This is a genomic window from Gracilibacillus sp. D59, assembly GCF_052246695.1.
Taxonomy (GTDB): Bacteria; Bacillota; Bacilli; order Bacillales; family Amphibacillaceae; genus Gracilibacillus.
This window is the reverse complement of sequence record NZ_JBQQCK010000003.1, coordinates 241,865-265,589: the sequence shown is the minus strand read 5'-3', so window position 1 is coordinate 265,589 and position 23,725 is coordinate 241,865. Positions and strand designations below refer to the sequence as shown.

The following is a 23,725-nucleotide window of genomic DNA, read 5'->3' as shown; positions in this document are numbered from 1 at the left end:
GTTTACCAACTCGTCGTATGATTAGATAAAACCTTCAAACAAAAATAACCGGTTCAACCGGTTATTTTTGTTGACCTAAATTCGATTCATTATTTTTCTTGTATTAACGTCATTAAATTTTCAGGTACGAGCCTTAATTTACCTTTTTTAAATTCGTTTAGAGGTTTCCAGAAGAGCTTGAATACAGTTCCATCATCTTCTTTTCCCTCAAAGGAATTAACTTTGTAAACCGAATCATCAACAAATGTAGCATCATATACGATAACAATCTCGTGTCCAATATCACCGTTGTATGTAAAAATATTTTCAATAGTTCCTAAATATTTTAGATTAGTTATTTCTTTCTCTATTTCCTCATTCACTTCTCTAACTAGTGCATCAGAGCTTAATTCTCCATATTCTATGCCACCACCAATTGGACGAAAATAATACTGTTGTTTAACGGAATCATAGCCTTCCCCAACAAGAATAGTATCATTGTTGCTAAATAAACAAATAACTACCGGTCTAATTACCCCTTTTTTCATTGGAACCTCCTATATTCATTATTATAAAGTGAGCCTATGGTCAGTGGGGGTCTTACAGAAGTTTAGCACCGTGATAAACATAAAAAAATAAAGACAATCAAAGTAACGATCGTCTCGTATCATATTCATCACGACGGTATATAAATATTAAGAAAAGTTAGTACTGTTAAGTTGCCAATATCTACAATAAAATGGGAAAGCACTACCCACCTCAAACTCCTCGTCTTATAATAGGTAATAGACCAAATAACACCCATAACCGTTAAATAAATATATAGATGAGGGGACTTACTTGCAATTGAAAATACTCCCCACATTAAAGGGTGACTTAATACAAATAGAATAGTTGTGTAAATAACACCAACCCATTTTGGAAACCAATCAGCTGCTGCATCTAATAATAAACCTCTCCAATACAATTCTTCAAACCACGGATTAATGAGTGCAAATATTAGCCAAAGAACAATAAGGATTGCGGAATCAAACAATGCATAGTTCATGATTAAGATGGTGAGAGGAAACATACCAAGAAGTAAAGAAAGTGTGACCATTAAGAATGAACGTTTTGGTTTTTTTAACCATTCTTTAACCGCTTTATTGGCTTTAAAATAATAGATAGATAATCCAAGTAAACTCCAATAAACTATTGCCAGTGGAACCCAAGCCCATCCACCGATAATATTTGAGAAAAGACTAGCTGTAGTAAATCCTAATAAGATAATGACAAGTGGTGATAATAAAACAATTATTCTCTTTTGGTTACTTATATCCAGATTCAATTCTTCCACCTCTTTATTATTAATATCGTTACTAACCTAGATTCGATTAAATGTTCATCCTATTTTTATTATCGCACCTGTTTGTAAAATATTTAGTGATTAACAACTATTTTATTAAATTGTGACAACTTTCTCGTATGATTTAAAACATGAAAAAGACGATCATTTGATGATCGCCTTGTCAGACTTTTACACCCTAAGGTTGAAGAATGAAATTAAAGTCTTCCCCCAGGAGATGAGTTCTCAAATTCAACTCTAGCTGTCTAAGCATAAATTTAGACCCTTAGCGAACCACGGAATCCCCTTGCAGCATAGTAGGATTCTGCTCCGTTGTGGTACACAAAGACAGTATCGTAGCGACGATCACCAAAGATAGCACCGCCTAGTTTTCTTATATTAGCAGGTGTTTGCACCCAGCTTGATGTTTTCTTATCGAAATTTTCAAGTTTCTGCAGCTCCCGGTATTGTTCTTCTGTTAAAAGTTCAATGCCCATAGCAGTTGCCATATCAATAGCGCTATTTTCTGGTTTGTGTTTTTTCCTTGACTCCAGAGCTTTCCGATCGTAACAAACACTTCTACGACCTTTAGGACTTTCCGCTGAACAATCATAAAAAATGTATTCATCCTTCTTCTTATCATGACCAACAACATCCGGTTCACCGCCAGTTCTTTCCATTTCATTGAGCGACCACAGTTTTTCAGTATTGGCTTCCAGCTTTGCTTGAACTTTAGCCCATTCAAGACCTTTATGGCGGTTCATGTTTTTCTCAAAACGGGCTTTCAATACTCCAAGTAATTCTTCACGTTGTTCTAGTGACAACTCCTTATTTTTCTTTGTCATATTAGTTTCCTCCTTATTGTTTCTTACTAATAATGGTTTAACGACTGAACTGCCTTACTTCTATAATAATATAGGCGAGAACTCTTTTTTTGAAGATGATTATTAAAAACTTAAATGTTAAAGGTATTCATCTAGTGCTTGTTGTAAAGTTCCTAACATCTTAATTTCTGGACTAAATTTGATTCCTAAGTCCGTTATGTTTTTTACAACTTCCGTTCGTAATCCTGTTATTATAGTTGAACATCCCATCATTGAGATTCCATCAATAACTTTCAATAATTCATAGGTAACGATTTCTTCCATACTAGCGATACCTGAAAGATCCATTATCAACGTCTGAATTCGTAATTCTGATACCTCTGTTAATACTTTTTCCTTTAGAATATAAATACGATTACTATCAATTGACCCAACTAATGGCAATATACTAATATTGCTATTTATAGGTATAATTGGAACCGATAGATTTTCGACTATTTTTTTTTGTGCATCAATCAAAGAATCCTTATATGTAGAATAACTAATAAAAAAGGTATTTAAAAAATCGTCTACTCGATTATTTATCATTGTTTCTAAATTAAAAAAATCCTTAATATGATATTTATTTGCTAGCTCATAATACTTATGTATAAAAACCCATAAAGTTCTACGAATAGCTTGTACCCATTCCAGTTTAAAAGTTAGTTCTATAGAGTGTGTTGCCCAGGCTATCCCTTCCTTTTTCGCAAATTGCTTTAGTTTATTATCTTCATTATTAATGATATAAACAGTTAACTGATGTGCATTATTAACTAAATCTATGTTACCGATTTTTAGAATTTCATCGATTTTATCTTTAACGTTTACTGCTTCATCCAACAAAGTACATTCAAAATTATTCTTGTTAGCCTTGAAAAATTCTCTTAGTTCAAATGTAGGTTCGAAATAAATATCCAACTTTTAATTCCCCCCTGCTATTTTTAACCAATGGAAAACCTAGGAATAGGCATAGTGATAATGTATTAATTTCGCATAGCTAGAAATAAATAATAATTAATACATCAAAAGGGTTAATACCCTTTTTTAAGATATTCAAACATAATTTTTGAAAAAACATAATAAATTCATACGAAACCCAATCTTTATTCAACATTACTGCCTTTTAGTTTAATATCTTGCAATTTAATTTCAACATAATATTCCAACAATTCAGCCACAAAAAGAAAAGACCACCAAATTTTTAATGATAGTCTTGTTTAACTTTTGATACCCTTTAGTTGAATAACATCAATAAAAAAAGCGTTAATCTATCTTCAATCAACGCCCTATTAGTTTTGATTTATTATTTACTTGATTCCCATACTCCTCCTGAACCAGTTGTAAAGCCACATCTTTTATAAAAGTTAGTTTTATTTTCCACATATGATACCGTTACAATTTCTAATCCAAATCGTTCTGACTCTCTCAATAACTCCCTTACCAACTCAACACCAATTCCCTGTCCTTGATAATCAGGATGAACTATTATATCTTCCATATAACCATGTTCTAATCCCGTTCCACAAACGTAACCAAAAGCAATTAGTTTATTAGTTTCGTCTCTTACCCCACCCCAGAAATTACAACGCTCAAACAATGTTGGATAATCCTTTTCCCTTCTCGCCCAGCCAATAAGATCTCTTAATTCTGGTACTTCATTGTTGGATATTGGTATGTTTATTATAACTTCATAGTTCATTTTATCCCTCCCTAATTAACCCTTCTTCAACTATTCAGCCATTTAGTGAAATAACCGGCTGCCATTTTCGGTAATCGACATCGTTATTTTAAAAAACACTTAAATTTTTACTAATTATTCTAAATTCTCAAAACTTACTCTTCAACAAATCTTCTAATAATAAAAGATATCGTATATAATATTACATATCAACAATCAAGGAGGTAATTTACATGAAAAACATGGTAGAAAGAATCGCACTAACATATAAGGGTGAAACACTTTCTTAAAAATGTAACCGTTTCCCCTTATATGTGTTTAACTAAATAACACAATAAAGGGGTAAATTCATGCGTTTTCCAGTAAAAAAATTTTTATCATATTACAAGCCGTATTTAAAATTGTTTTTAACGGTATTGGCGTGCACTCTTTTCGTATCTGCATTGACTTTGGTGTTTCCCTTACTCGTTCGGTATATTACAAAAGATATTCTGGAAAGAGACTTGTCTACTGCCTTAAATGAAGTGTATTGGATTGGAGCGCTAATGATTGTCATAGTCATGATTCAAAATATCGGTACTTACTTTGTGGACTACAAGGGTCATGAAGTTGGTGCACGTATGGAAAGTGATTTGCGAAGTGAGCTATTTGCACATATGCAAAAGCTTTCTTTTAGTTTTTATGATAAAGAAAAAACAGGTCAGCTCATGTCTAGAATAACAAACGATCTGTTACAACTTTCCGAATTGTATCATCATGGTCCAGAAGACTACATTAGATACTTGGTTCAGTTTATCGGTGCATTTGTTATTTTGTTCACCATTAATGCTCAGTTAACCATTGCTGTATTTTGTTTTTTACCGATCTTAGGTGTCTTCTCCTTGTATTTTAATAAAATGTTGTTTAAGGCTCTAAAAACAAACAAAGAGCGAATTGCAGATGTAAACGCACAAGTAGAGGACAGTCTGGATGGAATTCGGGTAGTAAAATCGTTTGCAAATGAGCATATAGAAGTAAATAAATTCAATCGAGAAAATAACCGTTTCCTTGATAGTCGAAAGAAAACATATAAAGCTGAGGCATTATTTTTTAATAGTTTTCAAACGATTATCCAGTTAATAACCATTACGATAATCGTCTATGGTAGTGTCAATATCGTAAACGAACAATTAGACTTAGCAGATTTGATTACTTTTTTACTGTATATCAACTTCTTGGTTGAACCAATTCAAAAGTTGGCACATATGAGTACACAGCTTCAGGAAGGGATTACTGGCTTTCTACGTTTTATGGAAATAATGAAAGTGAAGCCTTCGATCGAAAGCAAGCCAAATGCCATAACCATGTCAAAGGTACATGGTAACATTGAGTTCAAGCGAGTTGTTTTTCGGTACGATAACCATATAAATGATGTCTTGGAAAACCTATCCCTTCATATTAAACCCGGGGAGTTCGTTGCATTGGTTGGTGCATCTGGAGTTGGGAAAACGACGTTATGCTCGCTAATCCCCCGCTTTTATGATGTGAATGATGGGGAAGTGTTACTTGATGGAATAAACGTCCGTGATGTTGAATTGCAATCTTTAAGGAAAAACATTGGTGTGGTACAACAGGATGTTTACCTTTTTGCTGATACTGTTATGGAAAATATTCGTTATGGTAATCCAGAAGCTAGCGAAGATGAAATTATTACTGCTGCCAAGCATGCAAATGCCCACGACTTCATCATGCGCCTGCCAAATGGATACCATTCTGAGATTGGACAACGAGGCGTAAAACTGTCTGGTGGTCAAAAACAACGACTTAGTATCGCTAGTGTATTCTTAAAAAACCCTCCTGTTCTGATATTAGATGAAGCAACAAGCGCACTTGATAACGAAAGTGAAAGCATTGTAAAGGAATCACTGGAATTACTAGCAAAGGGGCGTACAACTATTGTGATAGCTCACCGACTTTCCACTATTCGTAAGGCGGAACGAATTATCGTTTTAACAGAAGAAGGGATTGTAGAAGAAGGAACCCATGATACATTGCTTGCTCAGAGTGGAGTGTATGCAAACTTATACTCCAAACAATTTGAACTACAAGTATAAAATATAAATAAATAATCGGCTCTTTTTTAAAGGGAGTCGATTTTTTCATGCATTTTCTTCTTGAAGATAACTTCCCGTTACTTACAAAAATTCACATGCTATTGATTTACTACAAGGTGTTCTGTTCTTTGAGGTAAATTACTTAAAGCTGTTCTTAAGAATTCAGGATATATCTCAACATTTTAACTAGCAACCGCACCATTAGCCATCGCTGCTGAACTACTATTTAAAATAGGGTCATCCATCATAATGCCGGTCGTTAAGGTAAAATTTCCGCCTTCATTTATGTAATGTTGTCCAATTAATACTAGTTTGACTTGACCCTTCAGTTTACTATTTATCGCTATTTCATTTAGTTCAGGTTTAAGCTCACTTTAATCTCAAAAGTGTGATGCTCCCTGTTGTGACTGTGATAAGATACCAAATTATTCCATTATCAGTCGCTACATTACCAAAAAAGGTACCACCCCAGATGGGTTGATACCTCTAGTATCCTACTGTTTCTTTGCATTACACCAAGATGAAATAAACGTTAGCAATGTCTTCGTAAACGTAATTAATTCATCCCATTCTATTTTTTCATCAACAGAATGTGCTTCATTTAATTTTCCTGGGCCGTAAATAGCCGTCGGAATTCCAGCATCACCGAACCAACCCGCATCTGTCACCGTTTTCGACATACCAATAGTAGTTGTTTCCTGTTCGACAGTGAAGTGTGATTGTTGCAGAAGCTTCATAGCTGGATGCTCTGGATCTATCTTAGCAGATGGAAAAACTTCACCTCGGTCCACTATCATGGATTTCCCGCCCCATTCAAAAAGAAGTGGATTGTCTTGAAACCACGGATCGTTTTCAACAGATTGTGTCAGGTACGACTCTATTTCTTCTGCAACCTCTTGATAATCTTCACCAGGATAAAAATGAACTGTAATCCAAAGACGACATTGATCCGCTACAAATGCCGGGTGGCGTCCACCTTCAATGACCGCCGGATTAATGGTAGTCGTACCTTTTTTAAATCCTGGATACTGTTTGGTTTCCGCCCACTCCTGTTCCAACGCACGCAAGCTATCGATAATTTTGGTCATTTTTTCGATTGCACTAGCACCTTTACCTGTGTCATTTAATTCAGCACGCATTGCATCATGATAAACTTGTTTACTTTTAACCGTTATCCATCCCGTAATCACACCACCTTGACCATGGATTTCGCGATTACTACCATCAACAACTAGTGCAAAATCAGCATTATATCCTTTTTCAATACAAGAAAGTGTACCTGCCTCACCAACTTCCTCACCGATTACCGTCTGGATCTGTAAATCACCTTTTAAGTTTATCCCTTCTTCATGTAACAGCTTTACTGCGAATAGAGTACAAGCAATGGCTCCCTTCATATCGGAGACACCACGACCATACAGAAATCCAGCTTTTTCAGTGAGAGAAAAAGGAGGTACTGTCCAACTGGAATCATCACCAACCTCAGCCACATCAATATGCCCGTTAATGATCAGACTATTGTATGATTCAGATTGCATCCCTTTCTTAATACCGACAAGGTTAGGATCATTCGGAAATACATCCCAACGTTCGGTTTGAAAGTCTAATCCTTCTAAATACTCAGCTATATACGCCTGAATTTCAGACGTATTTCTAGCAGGCGGACTCACTGTTGGAAAACTTATAAGATCAGATAGAATTTGCTTTAATTCGTCTTTTCGTTCCTCTACAAGATTTGCTAAATGGGTTATTTCAGGATCATTCATCATATATTCACCGGCCAATCTTCTTTATTTTCGACCATATCCCAAAACATATATTCAAGCTGACTAGTCCTCACCACAATTTCCTTAAGTCTAGCTAACTCTTGTTCCTGCTTTCCTTCCGCAATCTGATTCATCAACTGTTTTGTCTCTTCAGCTAATTCTGTAAACTCATTGGAACTATACATTTCCACCCAGCTACTATAAAAATTATCATCATCTAAGGCACCTGGTAATTTCGCTAGAGATTTCCCGATAAAATTGTAGCTCCATTCACATGCCAGTACTGATGCAACGACATTTTCCACACCTCCACGCTGAGATAAGTTCAACATATAGCTCGTGTATGCTGTTGTAATCGCAGACGGTTCTGTTGCCTCAAGTTCTTCTTTAGATATACCGAATTCTGCCGCAAACTTACGGTGTAAATCCATCTCCACATCTAATACGCCATGTAACAGCTTGGCAAAGGTCGTCATCTTCTCTAAGTCTTCTGCTTTAGCACTTCCTATTGCAAAAAGTCTTGCATAATCAATCAGATAGACATAGTCTTGCTTTAACCAATGTTTGAACTTCTCCTGTTCTAATGTACCATCACCCAATCCCTTAACAAACGGATGTTCAAGATACGTATTCCAAATAGGTTCCACTCTTCTCCATAGACGCTCTGTAAACAATCTACTCATTTAGCACTCTCCTTATTTTTTGTAATTGCGAATAAAAATGATTGTAACTCCTAACAATGACATAACAAAAACCCATCACCAAGGAAAGGAGATGGGTCTAATAATATATAGACTAATCAAAATCTATATGACTACCCATTCCACTTCCCTACGCTAGTTTTAACTAGATCAGGTTCAAAGGGTCGAATTCCTCTCTCAGCATCTACATGCTCCCCTAGTCGAATGATTGAATTATTTAGTTTCATATTTTAGTGTACTAGCTAATATTTGGAAAATCAAACGAAGCTAGTCATAGTATTGTTTCATTCTTGTCGCTCAAAAACGCTTCTATCTGCTCTTTATGGTGGTTATCATGCCAAACAAAAGCACTTATATAATTGAAGAGTGAATGAGGATAACCTGAATATCGGTCTATCTCTTCCCCATTTAACGTATATGCAGCAAAAAATTCTTCCTCTGATTTTCCCTTTAACACTTTGACTAATTGACTCCTGGCGTCGATTTGTTCCTTTAATAGTTGCTGCTTTTTAACACCAGATAAAGCATATTCAGAAGCTGGTTGATTGATGACGTCAAATGCAGCACTTTCGACATTTGCTCCCGATGTCATTTTTGGTATTAAATCTTGTAACATGTAACGGTCCCAATAAGTAATATGACTAATAATTTCAGCGGGAGACCATTTTCCTTTTTTAATAGGTTCAAAGAAAAGGTCATCCTCTATTTTCGTTAGAGATCGAACCCAATCATTAAACTGTTCAAATTCTTGAATTAGTTGTTCAATTTTCTCCATTTAAAATCTCCTTTTTCGTTACTAATTGTTGCCTAGCCCTAGTAAACACCTATTAAATCTATGTTAACATAATATTCCAAAACTATTTCACTTTAAAGATTTAAATGATTCTTGCACTTATATTCAAGTATACACCCATACCCCACAAATTTTTGTTCGTACATATTTTATAAAGCGTTTTCAATGAATCCATACAAATTTAAAACAAAAAACTTATCATACTATATTCCCCAAAAAAGCAAAACAAGTGATAAAAGCTTACAAAACCTTTATTTCAACAATTCCATCTAGCTAACATCGATCATTTTTCTCTTAATCTATCATATGAATTAAATAACTTTTTCAATATTTTTGTTTGACACTTATACGTATAAGTAGTAATATTCCTTAATGTAAGTAAGAAAAACATAGTTAATAGAGGTGTATACATATGAAAGAAGACATAATGAATCCAATCGTATTACAACGTGCTGATCCTTTTGTGTATAAACATTCGGACGGTTATTACTATTTTACAGGGTCCCACCCTTTATATGATCGTATCGTACTTAGGAGAGCAAGAACACTAAATGACTTACATGATGCAGAAGAAATTGCTATTTGGTGGAAACATGAAAGCGGTCCATTGAGCGAATTAATTTGGGCACCTGAAATTCATCGTGCCAATGGTAAATGGTATATCTATTTCGCTGCTGCACCTGATACAAATATTGATGACGATACGTTCAATCATAGAATGTATGTTCTTGAAAACGCCTCAAAAAATCCAATGGAGGGAACTTGGATTGAAAAAGGTGAAGTAAAAACTGGCATGTCAACGTTCGCATTAGATGCGACAACCTTCTTCCATCATGATGAGCAGTATTACGTATGGGCACAACAAGACTTGGATATTAAAGGGCATTCAAACCTATATATTGCAAAAATGGAAAATCCGTGGACATTAAAAACAGAACCAGTCATGTTATCAAAACCTGAACTTCCATGGGAGATAAAAGGATTTTGGGTAAATGAAGGACCAGCTGTTTTAATCAAGAATGAAAAGGTGTTCATAACCTTTTCAGGAAGTGCCACTGGTGTCGATTATTGCATGGGACTACTAACTGCTAATAAGAATGACGATCTTCTGAATCCGAAGTCATGGACAAAAAACCAAGAACCAGTTTTCCAAAGTTGTCCCGAAAACAGTCAGTATGGTCCAGGGCATAACTGTTTTACAGAATCTGAAGACGGAAAAGATACAATTTTAGTTTACCACGCTCGCAACTATACTCATTTGGTTGGAGACCCGCTCTATGAACCAAATCGTCAAGCAAGAGCACAAAAAATCGAATGGGATGCAAATGGAGATCCTGTTTTCGGTAAACCTGTTCCAGATGATAGATGGACACCACAAACACCTGAAGTTTTAAAAAGGAGTAGACAACAATGAACAATTTAAAACAGCTAAAATTTTGGAATTTCGGAGGTATGTATTACTTCTATTTCATGATATGGGCGCTAATATTCGCCTTTTTACCTTTTTGGTTAAATAAAACTGCTCATCTTGATACGAGTATTTCCGGATTAGTATTCTCCGCTATGGCGATTACTGCTCTAGTTTTGGAACCGATTTATGGAATCATTCAAGATAAACTAGGACTGAAAAAATATTTATTTGGTTTTGTTGTTTTATGTCTTTTATTTATTGGACCATTTGTTCAGTTTGCTTTTCTCCCACTGCTGCAAATTAATGCAATCTTTGGTGCAATTGTTGGTGGGGCCTATTTAAGTTTATGTTTAAATGGCGGTGTTGGAGTCGTAGAGGCATATATCGAGCGTTCCACACGTGCAAACAAGTATGAATATGGACATGTGCGTTTATTTGGTTCACTCGCAGGTGGTACGGCAGCATTTATCGGTGGTATTATGTTTGTTCGTAACCCATACAGCATTTTCTGGGCTTGTACAGTATCAGCAGTAATTCTTGGTATTCTTTTATGGACGCTTCGTGTAAGAAAAGAAGAAGAAGCGAACGTTGATGCACCAGAAGCTTCAGAAGAGGAAGAAACACCAGTAACAAAAGAAAATATTTTAAATGTATTTAGAAATCGAAGCTTCTGGGGATTTTGTATTATGATGATCGGTATCGCAACAATGTTTGATGTATTTGATCAACAGTTCCCCAATTATTTTGCAAGCTTTTTCAATGATGCATCGAGAGGTGAGCTTGTTTTTAGTCGAATTGCTTCTGTACAAGTATTCCTTGAAGCTGGATTTATGGTTTTAGCGCCATGGTTTATCAATAAAATTGGTGCTAAAAATGGTCTGATTCTAGCTGGAATTGTATTGTTTATCCGTGTAATTGGGTCAGCATTCTTCACAGAAATATGGATGTTAGCAACTTGGAGATTACTAGCTGCTATTGAGATGCCTTTAATGCTTGTTTCTATTATGAAATATATTACGGGTGTATTTGATGTTCGTTTATCAGCTACCGTATATATGCTAGGATTTAATTTCGCGAAACAGGTTGGAATCTCTATCTTCTCTTTTGTAATGGGTTACTTATACAATATTCTTGGCTTCCAGAATGGATATGTCGTGCTGGCGTTTATCATTCTAGCCTTTGTTATTGTTGGAGCTTTGATCATGAAAAGTGAAAGACATTATACAGATACCAGAAAAAATCTATCTGCTGCATAGTGATTAGAACAATAACTGAAATGAAAGTGCCAGGCCACCTAGTTCAGGTAGGTCTGGCAGCCTTTTGGGCTTTGAACACTTATGCTATTGTCATAAGAATCTGGCGATAGCTTTCATTATTTTTATATTCGAACATAAATTGAAAATGTCACGTAAGAATTTCAACAGTTCGGATCTACTATTAACTTCAGACGTTTCTCTATCAACTTCAAGTGCTTCTCTATCAACTTTAGGCGTTTCTCTATCAACTTCTAGCGCTTCTCTATCAACTTCAAACGCTTCTCTATCAACTTCAAGCGTTTCTCTATCAACTTCAAACGCTTCTCTATCAACTTCAAGCGTTTCTCTATCAACTTCATGCGTTTCTCTATTAACTTCAAACGCTTCTCTATCAACTTCAAACGCTTCTCTATCAACTTCAAACGCTTCTCTATCAACTTCAAGCGCTTCTCTATCAACTTTAGGCGTTTCTCTATCAACTTCATGCGCTTCTCTATCAACTTCAAGCGCTTCTCTATTAACTTCTAGCGCTTCTCTATCAACTTCTAGCGCTTCTCTATCAACTCTATATATCTTCCGCCCTAATATTTACCTATAAAACAGATATTAATATGTATTGCTTTTCAAATGATTACATGATATTCTGTATTTTTTGACGAAGCATGTCGACACAACCACAATGCCTTGTATGGCATTTTACATAATAATTAACGGAGGTTTAGTATGTCATCACGTAATTCAGTAAGTGTCATCACAGTAGGTTTTATGTTATTTGCTCTATTTTTTGGGGCAGGAAACTTAATTTTCCCACCACAATTAGGGCAAGCTGCAGGGGAAAATCTATTTTTAGCAAACTTAGGTTTTATCATTACCGGCGTCGGATTGCCTGTACTTGCTGTCTTAGCATTAGGCATTTCAGGCAAAAGTAATTTGCAATCACTTGCAAGTCAAGTTCATCCATTGTACGGTCTCATTTTTACTGTTGCTTTGTATTTAACAATCGGACCATTATTTGCATTGCCAAGAACTAATACAGTTGCTTATGAAATGGGAATTCTTCCGTTTTTGGAGGATAAATCGAGCAATTGGTCATTGCTGATCTTTACCATCATATTCTTTGGTTTATCTCTATATTTCTCGTTGCAATCTAAGAAGCTCGTCGATATTATCGGGAAAATACTAACACCGCTTTTGTTAATTGTTATTACGTTATTAATCTTAGCAGCCTTCTTTAATCCGATTGGTGCCATTCAAGAGCCGACAGAAGGCTACACGGTAAACAGTTTCTTCAAAGGCTTTCAAGAAGGGTATTTAACCATGGATGTACTCGCAGCATTCGTCTTCGGAATTATCATTATTAATACCATGAAAGACCAAGGCTCTGTATCGAAAAAAAAGCTCTTAGTTTCTACTATGAAAGCTGCACTAATTGCTGCAGCGCTTTTAGCTATTGTCTACTCATCGCTAGCCTATCTCGGCGCGATCAGTGTAAATGGCATTGGCTATTTGGATAATGGCGGTGCGATTTTAGCGGCGACATCTGCATTCTATTTTGGTTCATATGGAAAAATAATTCTTGGATTTATTGTGGTAGCTGCATGTTTAACTACAAGTATCGGCTTAATTACGTCTTGTGCATCCTACTTTCATAAAATTGTGCCAAACGTCTCATATAAAGTATGGGCGATAATTTTTACTTTGTTTAGTGCGGTTATTTCAAACTTTGGACTATCTACTATTATCGAATTTTCGATACCAGTCTTATCTATGCTTTATCCATTAGCGATGTGCTTAATGATTTTAACCTTCTTACACCCGCTTTTCAAAGGAAGGAAAGAAGTTTATCAAATAAGCATATTATGTACATTTATTATAGCTCTGTTTGATGGCTTGAATGCAGCGGGGATAAACATACAAGTGGTTAATGAATGGTTTACTACTGTACTTCCTTTATATACTGTAGGATTGGGTTGGATTATACCAGCAATTGTCGGTGGTTTAGTAGGTTTGATTTTAAGCTTTATTAAACCTACTAACATATAATAAAAGTGCCTGCCACATTTGACGAGTAAAGATGATACTTACAATTCCGTTTTTCGTGCTAAATTAAGTGTCCATTTAAAACTCCTCATCATGCTTTTCTTTTGGTTGGCGAGCCGAAATAGTTTAGCACCTCGGAGGAGTTTTTTAATACCTCACTAGAGCACCCTAGTCCTAACCTAGGGTGCTCAATTTTTATAAATCTTACCTAAAGTGGGAGTTTTTTGCCCCTTGATGGTTAAAGAAACTTATCAGTAAGTTATTAAATCATTTTATCCCTCACTTAGCTTCATAGAAATACTCACCTGTCAGTAAGGCTATGCACACGAGCAGTACTACCTTCATTTGATTTCCACTGTTATTCATGGCCTCATCGTCTGATAACTTTGATACTTATGAATCGCCTGGCCTCCGTATCCTAATTGGTCGAAGTAGATTTGATCTACGATTTGTAATTGGTTATTCATGTAAGTTTCTCCTTCTTCAAAGAAGGATACTTTTTCGTATGGTTCAAGATATTGTGTTTCTACTCCGATTACGGCTTTCGCTCCAATTTCATTTGCATATTCGACTTCATGTTCAGTGTGATATATGATGGAATCGCGACCTTCCGCAAAATCTCGATAGGCCATGAGTGCCACATTACTGACAATGTCCATCACGTGGTCAGATAATGGCTTTGTTTTGCCATGATAAGTGGTCTCATATCTTTCCCCGTCAAACCAAAACGGTATCGCTGCCATGAAATCAAAGTCATGGTTTTTGCCATAAGCGTCAGCCATGTGGTTCAAAACCTTTAATACATTCAAATATTCCTGGATCAATTGACCGCGGCCATCAGTATCCCATTCGTCCAACAGATACGGTTCGATATCGAATTGAATCCCGTCGAATTGCTCCTCCCCGGTCGAATTATGATTATACATAAATACGTTTAGCATACGGCTTATCGGGATTTTATAGTTTTCTTGTTTTGCCCATTCGGCTGCCCCGTCTAAAGCGTAAACTTTAATATCATTTGCATGAGCCAATCTGATGAATTCCCGGTATTGTTCTGGATGCGTTTCTAAATAAGGATCACTGTCCCTTTCACCAATATTCAAGTAGATCACGTTAATGCCCTTTTCTTTGGAAAACGCGATCATTTCCTTCCGCCCAGCTACTGTATTGATATCTTGATTAGGAAACCATGCCCACATCGCTTTATCCTTTCCTGCAGTCGTTTCGGCAGATACAGATGTTGGAATCGCTGGAACCAAAAAAATTAACATCAATAGCACAGTAAACCATTGTACTCTTTTACTTTTTCCTTTAATCATTACGCATCCTCCTATTTTTAATCGATATCAGCTACGGCAACCAACCGTAATTCTCTTATCCTTTTTACAACTTTCATATGTTCTGAGGCAATTATTCCTGCACCTATTCCCTTACGGTTAACACCATTTTCAAGCTCCTTCACGCATAACTCCCGTAATTTAAGCAATCCCATAGAAACCCTAAATCTATTACAACATTTGTATAAGTAGCTGTACATACAGGACTTTTGCACTCCAAATTAATTACTATTAATAACCTTTTTCTATATCATTTATACTTTCCTTCAAAAACTATTTGACCATTTTTCAACGTATGACTTATTTTTAGGTCTGAATCTTGTTTCAACAGTACCAAGTCTGCTGGTGCATTTTCTTCTAATCCGAACTTTGAAGCCAAATTCATTAAGCGGGAAGGATGGAGAGATGCGGCTTCCCACGCTTCTGCAAATGAACATATGCCAGCATCCACTATATGCCTAATCCCCTCTTTTAACATTTGAACTGAACCAGCAAGTAAATCTGGGTTATGCGATAAATGGAGTTTTCCTTCTTTAGTAAGGATTACCTCACCACCGATGTGAGTGTTATACTCTCCAGGCTCTAATCCACTTAAATATACAGCATCACTAACTAATACAGCCCTCTCTTTTTTCAATTTAAAGATTATTTTTAAAACAGAATCTGGCAAATGAAAACCATCACCTATACAACACGTCCATAGATCATCCTGGGCTAACTGTTCCCAAATGTAATTAGGGTGACGCGGTAACATAAGATGTGCTCCATTTCCTAAATGAGTAGACATGCTAGCACCTGCTTCTACTGCTTCTTGAATTTGTTCTACGGTGGCAGCAGTATGTCCAATTGAAATCTGAATCCCCTTTTTTATACATTTAAGAATAAACTCCGAGGAGTTCGGCCATTCAGGAGAGAGCGTTAATAACTTAATTTTCCCTTGAGCTGCCCCTTGCCATCTCTGAAATAGTTTCCAATCCGGTGCTTTAACATACTCTTGTCCATGGGCACCCCGCGGTCCATCTTCTGAAGAAATAAATGGACCTTCCAAATGTATACCGGCAATCGTTTTTGAAATCATCTCATCCTCTTTACAAGCTTGTGAAATTTCATATACAGCCTTTTCAATTTCTTTATCCCCATTTGTAATAACTGTGGGATAGTAGGTTGTTACACCTTCCTCAAAAAGGGCTCTGGTCACATCTTTAATCATTTCTTTGGATAAGGAAGTTGCATTGAAATCTATTCCTTTAAAACCATTAATTTGAAGGTCTACTAACCCTGGTGTAATTATGGGTAGATAATCATTCCTGTCACTATCGAACTCTTCTATTCGCTCGATCTTATCTGCATTCAATGTCACTTGTATTGGTTTCTTTGTCTTATAGTGAATACCTTGAAATACTTTTTTAGATGTCATATGAATCACGATCCACATACATATAACAATTTGCATGTTCTCTTAAAATAGATGCTGGGCATTTTGTCGAGATGTCACCAGTTAGCGTGTTTTTCACTGCGTTTTTTTTGGATTGACCGGGAACTATACAATACAGGAATTTCCCAGACATTATTGTCGGAATCGTTAATGTTAGTGCATGTGAAGGTACATCATCTACATGATTAAAACAACCATCATTTACCTGTTGTTGTCTGCAAACATCGTCCAGCTCTACCACCTTCATTTTTTCTGAATCATGGAAATCCGCTACCGGTGGATCGTTAAATGCGATGTGGCCATTTTCTCCTATCCCCAGACAGATAATATCGATAGGATCAGATCGAATGAGATCTACATACCTTCTACATTCTTCTCGAGGGTCATTCATACTATCAATGTAATGAATTTGTCCAAAATTCAATCTTCCAAATATATGCTCTTTTAAAAATGCACTAAACTTTTGAGAAGCATCCCTTTCAAGACCTATATATTCATCCATATGAAATGCAGTGATACTTTCCCATTCAATCTCTTCCTCAAATACAAGCGCTTGTAAAAATTCGATCTGAGATGGGGCAGCTGCAAAAACCATTCGGACTGTGTCTTTTTGTGATAACAGTTCCATGATCTTTGCTGCCACGTCTTTTGCAGCAGATTTCCCCAATTCATCACGATTATTAAAAATGTGTAAATTTAGCTGGTCAACTTTTTCAAATTTAATAGGTCTCATCTTCTTTTCACCTCCACAGCTTAATCAAAATATTTTAGACTTTTTCCTGATAAATCGACTTCTCTTAATAGTCGACTAGATTCATAGGTTCCAAGAATAATTTCAAGGGAATGTCTTCCTTCTGCACCAGGAACATAAGGAGTACGGTTTTCATGAACAGCTAAAGCCATATCTTTGATTTGCAGGCGATGTCCATCAGGTATTACATTAAAACTTTCAAAATCCGGTAGTTCTACTTCTTCACCTTCAATTTCAAACTTAGTAATTGTATCTTCTTCTATTTCAATCGTTCCCTTTTCACCGTGAATGGCCAATCGTTGACCTTTTCCTTCATATGCTGTTGTCGTAATTTCCAGAATCCCCATTGCACCATTTTTAAACTGCAATAGAGTAGCAGCTGTATCTTCCACTTCAATATCTCGTAAAACTGCTTTCGTTTTTCCGTAGAGTGAAGAAACTGGGCCCACTAACCATTGAAGCATATCCACAGTATGGATCCCCTGATTCATCATGGCTCCTCCGCCATCTACTTCCCATGTTCCTCTCCAACCTGCACTGTCGTAATATTCTTGATTTCGATACAGCTTGACATAAGCTGAACATAGACTTAATTCCCCTAATTTTCCGTTCTGAATTAACTCTTTCGCAAAACGAGCTTGAGGAGACATTCGTCGTGGAAATACAGTAGAAAGCAATACTTGATTTTCTTCACATGCTTGAATCATAGGATTTATATCCTCTAGTTTAATAGCCATAGGTTTTTCTACTAGCACATGTTTTTTCGCCTTGGCAATTTGTATTGTTTGCTTAGCATGTAAACCGCTTGGTGTACAAATGCACACTACGTCAATACTTTCCATCTCTAACATTTGTTCAAAATTGCTACACGGTACCGCCCCGTACTTTTCAGCAAATTTTTCTCCCTCTTCCGGATTTATATCATACACTGCAACTAATTCTGCTTCCTCTATTTTAGTAATCCCTTCTGCATGAACTTCTGCTATAATACCGCAACCTAATATGGCAAATCTAGTTTTTGGCATTTTGTACCATCCTTTCTATTTTCCTATCAATCAATCTCTTTAATGATCATATAAAGACTTATGTTCTATTCTTTCTGCCTGTTCATCCGCAATGATGGTAGCTTCTGTGGCAGTAAGAATATCCTGATGCCCCAATGTACTGTTTGCCCAAAAAATTCGATTAAGAAAATCTGCTGTAATTGTCAAAGGAGCAGCAATCATGTTTATTTTTGCTAAATCATTTTGATCACTCACTTGAAAGAGTATTTCTTCTTTCGATATAAAAGGATCTCCTTCTAGACGAACCTCAGATACTCCTTTAGTTCCTACTACAAAGATACGACAGTCCCCCCATGTCCAGCTTTTATCTGGGGTATGCCAGTCTGCATATAATTGCGAACTAATGCCACTCTCCATGACTATTTGAAGTCCTGCTGTATCATAAAAGGATTCGTATTCTGGACAAATATTTTTTGTCATATAACTAGAAATGGATTGTATTTCACTTCTTGTTAACCATCGAAGTAAATCAATATCATGGATAAATAAATCAATAATAATCCCACCTGATTTCTCTTTTGAAAAATGCCAACGTGGGCGTTTAGAAGGCTTTAATTGATGAGGTTTTCTCATTGAAATACTAATAATGTCGCCAAGTTCTCCTTTATCAATTTGCTGCTTCAATGTATAAAGAGCTGGTCTAAACCTCTCTGTAAGAAGCATTCCGACCTGAATCTTTTCTCTATCCATAACTTCTTTTAATTTAACTAAATCTCTACGATTTGTAACAGCCGGTTTATCGATCATAACGTGCTTTCCATACTTCTCACATTTTTCGATTACGTTTATCTTTTCGTTATTTATACTGGCACAGCCTACTAATTCTACCTCATCCACTAATAAACATTCCATATCATTAACAACTTGTAATTGATATTTCTTGGCTATTGAATTTGCTAGTGATACATTTTCTGTTTCATAAAGACCCATGCACTCATGACCTAATTCCAGCATTTCTTCAATAAATATACTAATATGTGGATGCTGGCATCCAATTATCGAAAACTTCACGTTATTCCTTCCTTTCTTTTCCCAATTAAGAATGAGTACTTCTATTGATCATGTCTTTCACTTTTACCAGGTCTTTTAACAATCTTTCTTTCGGAGGATAAGGTGCAGCACATTCTAAAGTAATCCACTTGTCATAACCAATTTCACTTAAAGTATCAAATACAGGCTGATGTTCGACCTTCCCTTCTTCAAGTAAACATTGAAGAAAATGTTCCATCCCATTTTTGGTTAAATTCGTGAAGGTCCCTGGTTCACCTGCTCCTCCAATCCTCTTTTCATCCTTTACATGAACATGAAATAATTGGTTCCTTAATTCAAGAATGGACTCTCTTGTATAACATGTGTCAGTGATATACATGTTTCCTGCATCGTGAATCAGCCCAATATTCCCAGGCTCATCCACCATTTTCAATAATTTTTTACTGCTTTCAGTTGTTTCTATTAAACTAATATTATGAATCTCAAGTAGAACTTTAATTCCGTGAACCTTTGCTTCTTCCACACACTTCTTAAGCCAATAAGCTGCTTTTTCATAATGATAATTCTCAGCTAAAAAAGCATTAGGTCCTCCTGGAAATACACGAATCATATCCACATCCAGAATATTTGCCCATTCTATAATTTCCTTAAATTCTTGTAATGCTTTTTCACATTCCTTATCACTAGAAGTTGAAAAATGGCCCATATACCCTCCTAGAACAGGGATTTTCAGATCTAATTGATCAGCTATTTCTTTGATTTCCTTTACTCTTTGAAGCGAAGTAAAGGGAGATAAATGGGGTTCTTTACATGCAATTTCAATCCCATCAAAGCCCAATTCCTTCGAAAAAAACATTGCCTGCTGGATACTGTATTCTATAAACACCCCACTAAAAGCCGCATATTTCATATGAATTTCTCCTTTTCAAGATAATGTAAAACAGATGAAGCTTATGAAACATTAATTGGATCAAAATTCTCCTTCATCTTACATTTGTGCTTCTGTTTCCTTGTCTTCTTTACTTTATACCAGAATTTGTAAAATTACTCACAAAATAGCGTTCTGCAAACAAGAACACAATTAAAATCGGAATCAAACTCATTAAAGCGGCAGCCACCATATATTGTTCATTTCCAAACCACTGCCCACTTAATGACAAAATTCCAATTGGCAATGTGAATTTTTCATTCGATGTTAAATAAATGGAAGGAGCTAGAATTTCATTCCATTTAGTCATAAAGGTAAATATAGCTACTGTTGCTAAACTAGGTCTTACCATTGGCATGAAAATTCTCCAGTAAGTTTGAAAAGGATTACAACCGTCTAATTTTGCAGACTCTTCGTATTCTTTTGGAATACTCAAAAACGCTTGTCTCATTAGGAAAATCCCAAATGGTTGTGCTAAACATTCCAGAAGCCAAAGAGGTGTTAATGTATCCAGTAAGTTCATTTGTTTAAAAATCATAAAATGAGGGATGATGATAACGACTGGCGGTATCATCATTGTTCCTAAAACCATGACAAATAAAATGTTTTTCCAAGGGAATTCTAATCGAGCAAACGCAAACCCTACCATCGAACATGAAAGCAGCGCTCCTAATACAGACAAAAACGTAACGAGAAAACTATTCGCGGTATAGTCTAAAAAGTTACCTAATTTAAACACTTCTGCATAATTAGACCATTGAAACACTTCTGGAATCCATATAGGTGGAACTGCCGTAAACTCAGCATAAGTTTTAAGAGAGTTAAATAAAGCAGTAACGAATGGCATGACCATGATTAAGGCACTAATAGTAATAATGAAGTACCCTAATGCCTTTGCTGAAAAAAACTTACGCTCTTTCTTCATACACATAAACTCCTTTCTCTTAGTGAAAATGATCAATTATAATGAACCCATTTCTTTTGTCCCCACAACTGAAGAAGTGTTAAAAGAAATAAAATGATGAACAAAATCCAAGCAATAGCCGAAGCGTACCCCATATGCAGGAAAGAAAAACCTTCTCGGTATAAATAGAGCATAAGTACTAAACTAGCATCATTCGGTCCACCCGCTGCAGTTATATCAGCAGCTCCACCTGTCATAACATAGATCTGCTCAAAGGCTTGGAAAGTTGTAATCGTACTTAGAACAATAACTAAAAAAGTAGTTGGTGAAATTAATGGGAGTGTGATCGACTTGAATTTCTTAATCGTACCAGCGCCATCAATTTCAGCAGCTTCATATAATTCATTTGGAACATTTTGTAATCCTGCCAAATATATAACCATCATATATCCAACCCCTTTCCAGACCGCTACTATGACTAACAGGGGTATTACGAGTTGTTCATCATTTAACCACCGTTGCGGCTCAAGACCGAGTTTAATTAAAAAGTTGTTCGCCATTCCAAAACGAGGATTGAAAATAGCGTCTACAACATACATCACAACCGTCCATGATGAAATAACCGGAATAAAATGTGCCATACGATATAGTTTTAATGCTTTCAGTTTTTGGTTTAGGGCAACCGCTAACAATAAAGCTAAGAAAGCCTGTGTTGGAACGAATAAAATGGCAAAATATAGGGTGTTCCAAAGGGATTTATAAAATAAAGGTTCATTAAATAACTTTTCATAATTTTCTAATCCTGCCCAGTTAGGAGGATTCAACATATCATATTGAGAAAAACTAAAATATAAGGAAGCTATTAATGGCCCAACAACAAATACAAAGAAATGAATTAAATAAGGGGAGACCAACAGAAGCCCCCATCTCCCCTCATATGTTAGTAGTTTACGTTTTTTTGTTGTTAGGATTGTAGGTGTCTGAGTTACACGTTGACTTTCCATCTTACCAATCCCTTTCATATATATTATTCTTTATAGAATTCATCTACGATTTCCTGAATGTCTTTATCTGCATTCTCCAGAGCCTCATCGATTGTCGATTCTTTAAGAAAAGCACGTTGAGCATGCTCATTAAATTTTGCTACCCATTCACTCCAGACTGCATTGGTATCAAGTGTTCCTGCAAAATCAAAACTTTCTAAGAATGCTTCTCTATTCTCAGGTTTGTCAGATGCATTTAAGAATACTTCAGAATTTGCCACCGATTTTTTTACTGGCACAGCTTCCCCAAGAGCAGCCCATTCTTTTTGTACCTCATCTTCAGTCGCCCAGTATTTTATCCATTCCCAGGCAGCCTTTGCTTTCTTGTCACTCGTACTATCATTAATCACCCATGAGTTTGCTATTACTGGTGAAAATCTCTCCCCATCCGGACCTTTTGGCAGTACCGTGACATCATAGTTTAATCCTGCTTCGTTCGCAGCTAACACACGAGCGTAAATCCCAATTCTCATTGCAGCTGAACCACTTGGAAATACCGCCATCGAACTCTGGAAACTCTTTAAATCAGCAGGGTCAGTTATGATACCACGACTCATTCCGTCTACCATCCACTCTAATGCTTGTTTGTTTTCATCTGAATTAATAATAGACTTATTCAATGAGTCATTTAAGATACCGCCGCCATATGATTTTAGAACTGGGAACCATCCTTCAGTAATACTGAAGAATGTTAAACCGAATTGTTTGATATTATCACTATTAAATCCTTCATCACCTGGTTTCTTATCTGAAGCGTCAATAGTTAATTTCGCAGCTACTTCTTTTAAATCTTCCCACGTCCAATCCTCATTAGGATAATCTACACCTGCTTGATCAAAGAGATCTTTGTTGTAATAAAGAGCACCGATTTGAATACCTTGCGGTACACCCCAGTATTTTCCGTTTGTGTCCTCGTTAAATTCCAACCCGTAATACTCTTCTTTATTCAAATCTCGATTAATCCATTCGGTTAAATCCTTAACTGCTCCTCTTTCTGCGTATTTCATTACTAATACACCATCTGACAGCCAAATATCTGGCGCTTCCCCCGCAGCGATTTGTGTGTCAAGTTTCTGGAAAAACTGTCCATATGGAGCACTCTGTGTAGTAACCTTAATTTCTGGGTTCTTTTCCATAAAACCATCAATTAACTCTTGCATTTTCTCATCAGATTCCCCCCCTGAGTAATAACCAAGATTGATTGTTACTTGTTCTTCCTCTGAATTTGATGTATCATTTTCTGTAGTTAAATTAGATGAACATCCCGCTATAAATATTACCATTACCAAAATTAGTGAAAGTAAAATAGAAAAACTTATGTGTTGCTTCATTCCTTGTACCTCCTATTTTTTATTCTGTATAACGCTTA

Annotated in this window: 22 protein-coding genes, 1 pseudogene and 1 riboswitch; of the genes and pseudogenes, 4 read left to right on the top strand and 19 right to left on the bottom strand. The window is 36.1% G+C overall.

Annotated features, from left to right (window positions below; all coding sequences use genetic code 11):
* Window positions 1–89 precede the first annotated feature (89 nt).
* The 5 genes from ACTWP4_RS07490 to ACTWP4_RS07470 all read right to left on the bottom strand — a co-directional run bounded on the left by ACTWP4_RS07490 (window position 90) and on the right by ACTWP4_RS07470 (window position 3,865).
* Entirely contained in the window at window positions 90–527 is a 438-nt protein-coding gene (locus ACTWP4_RS07490) for an NUDIX hydrolase (RefSeq protein ID WP_443128138.1), read from the bottom strand.
* 128 nt (window positions 528–655) lie between these two features.
* Window positions 656–1,306, bottom strand: coding sequence for a lysostaphin resistance A-like protein (locus tag ACTWP4_RS07485; protein ID WP_443128137.1), 651 nt, complete (start codon window positions 1,304–1,306; stop codon window positions 656–658).
* 275 nt (window positions 1,307–1,581) lie between these two features.
* Window positions 1,582–2,148 (bottom strand): DUF4256 domain-containing protein, encoded by a 567-nt coding sequence (locus tag ACTWP4_RS07480; RefSeq protein WP_443128136.1) that lies wholly within the window; start codon window positions 2,146–2,148, stop codon window positions 1,582–1,584.
* A gap of 117 nt (window positions 2,149–2,265) precedes the next feature.
* A complete protein-coding gene (locus ACTWP4_RS07475) occupies window positions 2,266–3,084 on the bottom strand; it encodes an STAS domain-containing protein (protein ID WP_443128135.1) in 819 nt (272 codons plus the stop codon).
* Window positions 3,085–3,469: 385 nt separating this feature from the next.
* A complete protein-coding gene (locus tag ACTWP4_RS07470) occupies window positions 3,470–3,865 on the bottom strand; it encodes a GNAT family N-acetyltransferase (protein ID WP_443128134.1) in 396 nt (131 codons plus the stop codon).
* Window positions 3,866–4,194: 329 nt separating this feature from the next.
* Between ACTWP4_RS07470 and ACTWP4_RS07465 the strand changes: the two genes are divergently transcribed.
* Window positions 4,195–5,937: an ABC transporter ATP-binding protein gene (locus tag ACTWP4_RS07465; protein ID WP_443128133.1), complete on the top strand. Its 1,743-nt coding sequence runs from the start codon at window positions 4,195–4,197 to the stop codon at window positions 5,935–5,937.
* A gap of 188 nt (window positions 5,938–6,125) precedes the next feature.
* On the opposite strand, the pseudogene ACTWP4_RS07460 reads toward ACTWP4_RS07465, so the two are convergent.
* The 4 genes and pseudogenes from ACTWP4_RS07460 to ACTWP4_RS07445 form a co-directional block, all read right to left on the bottom strand.
* Window positions 6,126–6,290: pseudogene (locus ACTWP4_RS07460) on the bottom strand (short chain dehydrogenase); the annotation flags it as partial.
* Window positions 6,291–6,431: 141 nt separating this feature from the next.
* A complete protein-coding gene (locus tag ACTWP4_RS07455; protein WP_443128132.1) occupies window positions 6,432–7,703 on the bottom strand; it encodes an acetylornithine deacetylase in 1,272 nt (423 codons plus the stop codon).
* A complete protein-coding gene (gene tenA / locus ACTWP4_RS07450; protein WP_443128131.1) occupies window positions 7,703–8,386 on the bottom strand; it encodes a thiaminase II in 684 nt (227 codons plus the stop codon). The genes ACTWP4_RS07455 and tenA overlap by 1 nt, the downstream gene beginning before the upstream one ends.
* Before the next feature lie 128 nt (window positions 8,387–8,514).
* A riboswitch (TPP riboswitch) is annotated at window positions 8,515–8,612 on the bottom strand.
* Window positions 8,613–8,675: 63 nt separating this feature from the next.
* Entirely contained in the window at window positions 8,676–9,179 is a 504-nt protein-coding gene (locus ACTWP4_RS07445) for a DinB family protein (RefSeq protein ID WP_443128130.1), read from the bottom strand.
* Window positions 9,180–9,603: 424 nt separating this feature from the next.
* Between ACTWP4_RS07445 and ACTWP4_RS07440 the strand changes: the two genes are divergently transcribed.
* The 3 genes from ACTWP4_RS07440 to brnQ all read left to right on the top strand — a co-directional run bounded on the left by ACTWP4_RS07440 (window position 9,604) and on the right by brnQ (window position 13,907).
* A complete protein-coding gene (locus ACTWP4_RS07440) occupies window positions 9,604–10,611 on the top strand; it encodes a glycoside hydrolase family 43 protein (protein ID WP_443128293.1) in 1,008 nt (335 codons plus the stop codon).
* A complete protein-coding gene (locus ACTWP4_RS07435; RefSeq protein ID WP_443128129.1) occupies window positions 10,608–11,864 on the top strand; it encodes an oligosaccharide MFS transporter in 1,257 nt (418 codons plus the stop codon). The genes ACTWP4_RS07440 and ACTWP4_RS07435 overlap by 4 nt, the downstream gene beginning before the upstream one ends.
* A gap of 723 nt (window positions 11,865–12,587) precedes the next feature.
* Window positions 12,588–13,907, top strand: coding sequence for a branched-chain amino acid transport system II carrier protein (gene brnQ / locus ACTWP4_RS07430; protein ID WP_443128128.1), 1,320 nt, complete (start codon window positions 12,588–12,590; stop codon window positions 13,905–13,907).
* 359 nt (window positions 13,908–14,266) lie between these two features.
* Here the strand turns inward: brnQ and ACTWP4_RS07425 are convergent, their stop codons facing one another.
* The 10 genes from ACTWP4_RS07425 to ACTWP4_RS07380 all read right to left on the bottom strand — a co-directional run bounded on the left by ACTWP4_RS07425 (window position 14,267) and on the right by ACTWP4_RS07380 (window position 23,687).
* Window positions 14,267–15,223, bottom strand: coding sequence for a hypothetical protein (locus ACTWP4_RS07425; RefSeq protein ID WP_443128127.1), 957 nt, complete (start codon window positions 15,221–15,223; stop codon window positions 14,267–14,269).
* A 17-nt stretch (window positions 15,224–15,240) separates the two neighbouring features.
* Window positions 15,241–15,366, bottom strand: coding sequence for a hypothetical protein (locus ACTWP4_RS07420; protein ID WP_443128126.1), 126 nt, complete (start codon window positions 15,364–15,366; stop codon window positions 15,241–15,243).
* 125 nt (window positions 15,367–15,491) lie between these two features.
* Window positions 15,492–16,658 carry an N-acetylglucosamine-6-phosphate deacetylase gene (nagA, locus tag ACTWP4_RS07415; protein ID WP_443128125.1) on the bottom strand — a complete coding sequence of 389 codons (1,167 nt, stop codon included), beginning with the start codon at window positions 16,656–16,658 and terminating at the stop codon, window positions 15,492–15,494.
* The gene (locus tag ACTWP4_RS07410; RefSeq protein WP_443128124.1) at window positions 16,648–17,409 is read right to left on the bottom strand and encodes a glucosamine-6-phosphate deaminase; all 762 of its coding nucleotides are present in this window, start codon (window positions 17,407–17,409) and stop codon (window positions 16,648–16,650) included. The genes nagA and ACTWP4_RS07410 overlap by 11 nt, the downstream gene beginning before the upstream one ends.
* 20 nt (window positions 17,410–17,429) lie before the next feature.
* The gene (locus tag ACTWP4_RS07405) at window positions 17,430–18,452 is read right to left on the bottom strand and encodes a Gfo/Idh/MocA family protein (protein ID WP_443128123.1); all 1,023 of its coding nucleotides are present in this window, start codon (window positions 18,450–18,452) and stop codon (window positions 17,430–17,432) included.
* A 39-nt stretch (window positions 18,453–18,491) separates the two neighbouring features.
* Complete coding sequence (locus tag ACTWP4_RS07400; protein ID WP_443128122.1) at window positions 18,492–19,502, bottom strand: Gfo/Idh/MocA family protein; 1,011 nt, start codon at window positions 19,500–19,502, stop codon at window positions 18,492–18,494.
* Window positions 19,503–19,527: 25 nt separating this feature from the next.
* Entirely contained in the window at window positions 19,528–20,391 is an 864-nt protein-coding gene (locus tag ACTWP4_RS07395) for a sugar phosphate isomerase/epimerase family protein (protein ID WP_443128121.1), read from the bottom strand.
* 109 nt (window positions 20,392–20,500) lie between these two features.
* Complete coding sequence (locus ACTWP4_RS07390) at window positions 20,501–21,334, bottom strand: carbohydrate ABC transporter permease (RefSeq protein ID WP_443128120.1); 834 nt, start codon at window positions 21,332–21,334, stop codon at window positions 20,501–20,503.
* 32 nt (window positions 21,335–21,366) lie between these two features.
* A complete protein-coding gene (locus ACTWP4_RS07385; protein WP_443128119.1) occupies window positions 21,367–22,317 on the bottom strand; it encodes a carbohydrate ABC transporter permease in 951 nt (316 codons plus the stop codon).
* A 23-nt stretch (window positions 22,318–22,340) separates the two neighbouring features.
* Window positions 22,341–23,687, bottom strand: coding sequence for an ABC transporter substrate-binding protein (locus ACTWP4_RS07380; RefSeq protein WP_443128118.1), 1,347 nt, complete (start codon window positions 23,685–23,687; stop codon window positions 22,341–22,343).
* Window positions 23,688–23,725 lie beyond the last annotated feature (38 nt).

Bases quoted from the DNA above. Each gene is read 5' to 3' on its own strand.
- ACTWP4_RS07470 (WP_443128134.1), bottom strand. From the start codon at position 3,865: ATGAACTATGAAGTTATAATAAACATACCAATATCCAACAATGAAGTA.
- ACTWP4_RS07455 (WP_443128132.1), bottom strand. From the start codon at position 7,703: ATGAATGATCCTGAAATAACCCATTTAGCAAATCTTGTAGAGGAACGA.
- tenA (WP_443128131.1), bottom strand. From the start codon at position 8,386: ATGAGTAGATTGTTTACAGAGCGTCTATGGAGAAGAGTGGAACCTATT.
- ACTWP4_RS07380 (WP_443128118.1), bottom strand. From the start codon at position 23,687: ATGAAGCAACACATAAGTTTTTCTATTTTACTTTCACTAATTTTGGTA.
- ACTWP4_RS07395 (WP_443128121.1), bottom strand. From the start codon at position 20,391: ATGAAATATGCGGCTTTTAGTGGGGTGTTTATAGAATACAGTATCCAG.
- ACTWP4_RS07410 (WP_443128124.1), bottom strand. From the start codon at position 17,409: ATGAGACCTATTAAATTTGAAAAAGTTGACCAGCTAAATTTACACATT.
- brnQ (WP_443128128.1), top strand. From the start codon at position 12,588: ATGTCATCACGTAATTCAGTAAGTGTCATCACAGTAGGTTTTATGTTA.
- ACTWP4_RS07390 (WP_443128120.1), bottom strand. From the start codon at position 21,334: ATGAAGAAAGAGCGTAAGTTTTTTTCAGCAAAGGCATTAGGGTACTTC.
- ACTWP4_RS07385 (WP_443128119.1), bottom strand. From the start codon at position 22,317: ATGGAAAGTCAACGTGTAACTCAGACACCTACAATCCTAACAACAAAA.
- ACTWP4_RS07405 (WP_443128123.1), bottom strand. From the start codon at position 18,452: ATGCCAAAAACTAGATTTGCCATATTAGGTTGCGGTATTATAGCAGAA.
- nagA (WP_443128125.1), bottom strand. From the start codon at position 16,658: ATGACATCTAAAAAAGTATTTCAAGGTATTCACTATAAGACAAAGAAA.
- ACTWP4_RS07490 (WP_443128138.1), bottom strand. From the start codon at position 527: ATGAAAAAAGGGGTAATTAGACCGGTAGTTATTTGTTTATTTAGCAAC.
- ACTWP4_RS07435 (WP_443128129.1), top strand. From the start codon at position 10,608: ATGAACAATTTAAAACAGCTAAAATTTTGGAATTTCGGAGGTATGTAT.
- ACTWP4_RS07425 (WP_443128127.1), bottom strand. From the start codon at position 15,223: ATGATTAAAGGAAAAAGTAAAAGAGTACAATGGTTTACTGTGCTATTG.
- ACTWP4_RS07445 (WP_443128130.1), bottom strand. From the start codon at position 9,179: ATGGAGAAAATTGAACAACTAATTCAAGAATTTGAACAGTTTAATGAT.
- ACTWP4_RS07480 (WP_443128136.1), bottom strand. From the start codon at position 2,148: ATGACAAAGAAAAATAAGGAGTTGTCACTAGAACAACGTGAAGAATTA.
- ACTWP4_RS07465 (WP_443128133.1), top strand. From the start codon at position 4,195: ATGCGTTTTCCAGTAAAAAAATTTTTATCATATTACAAGCCGTATTTA.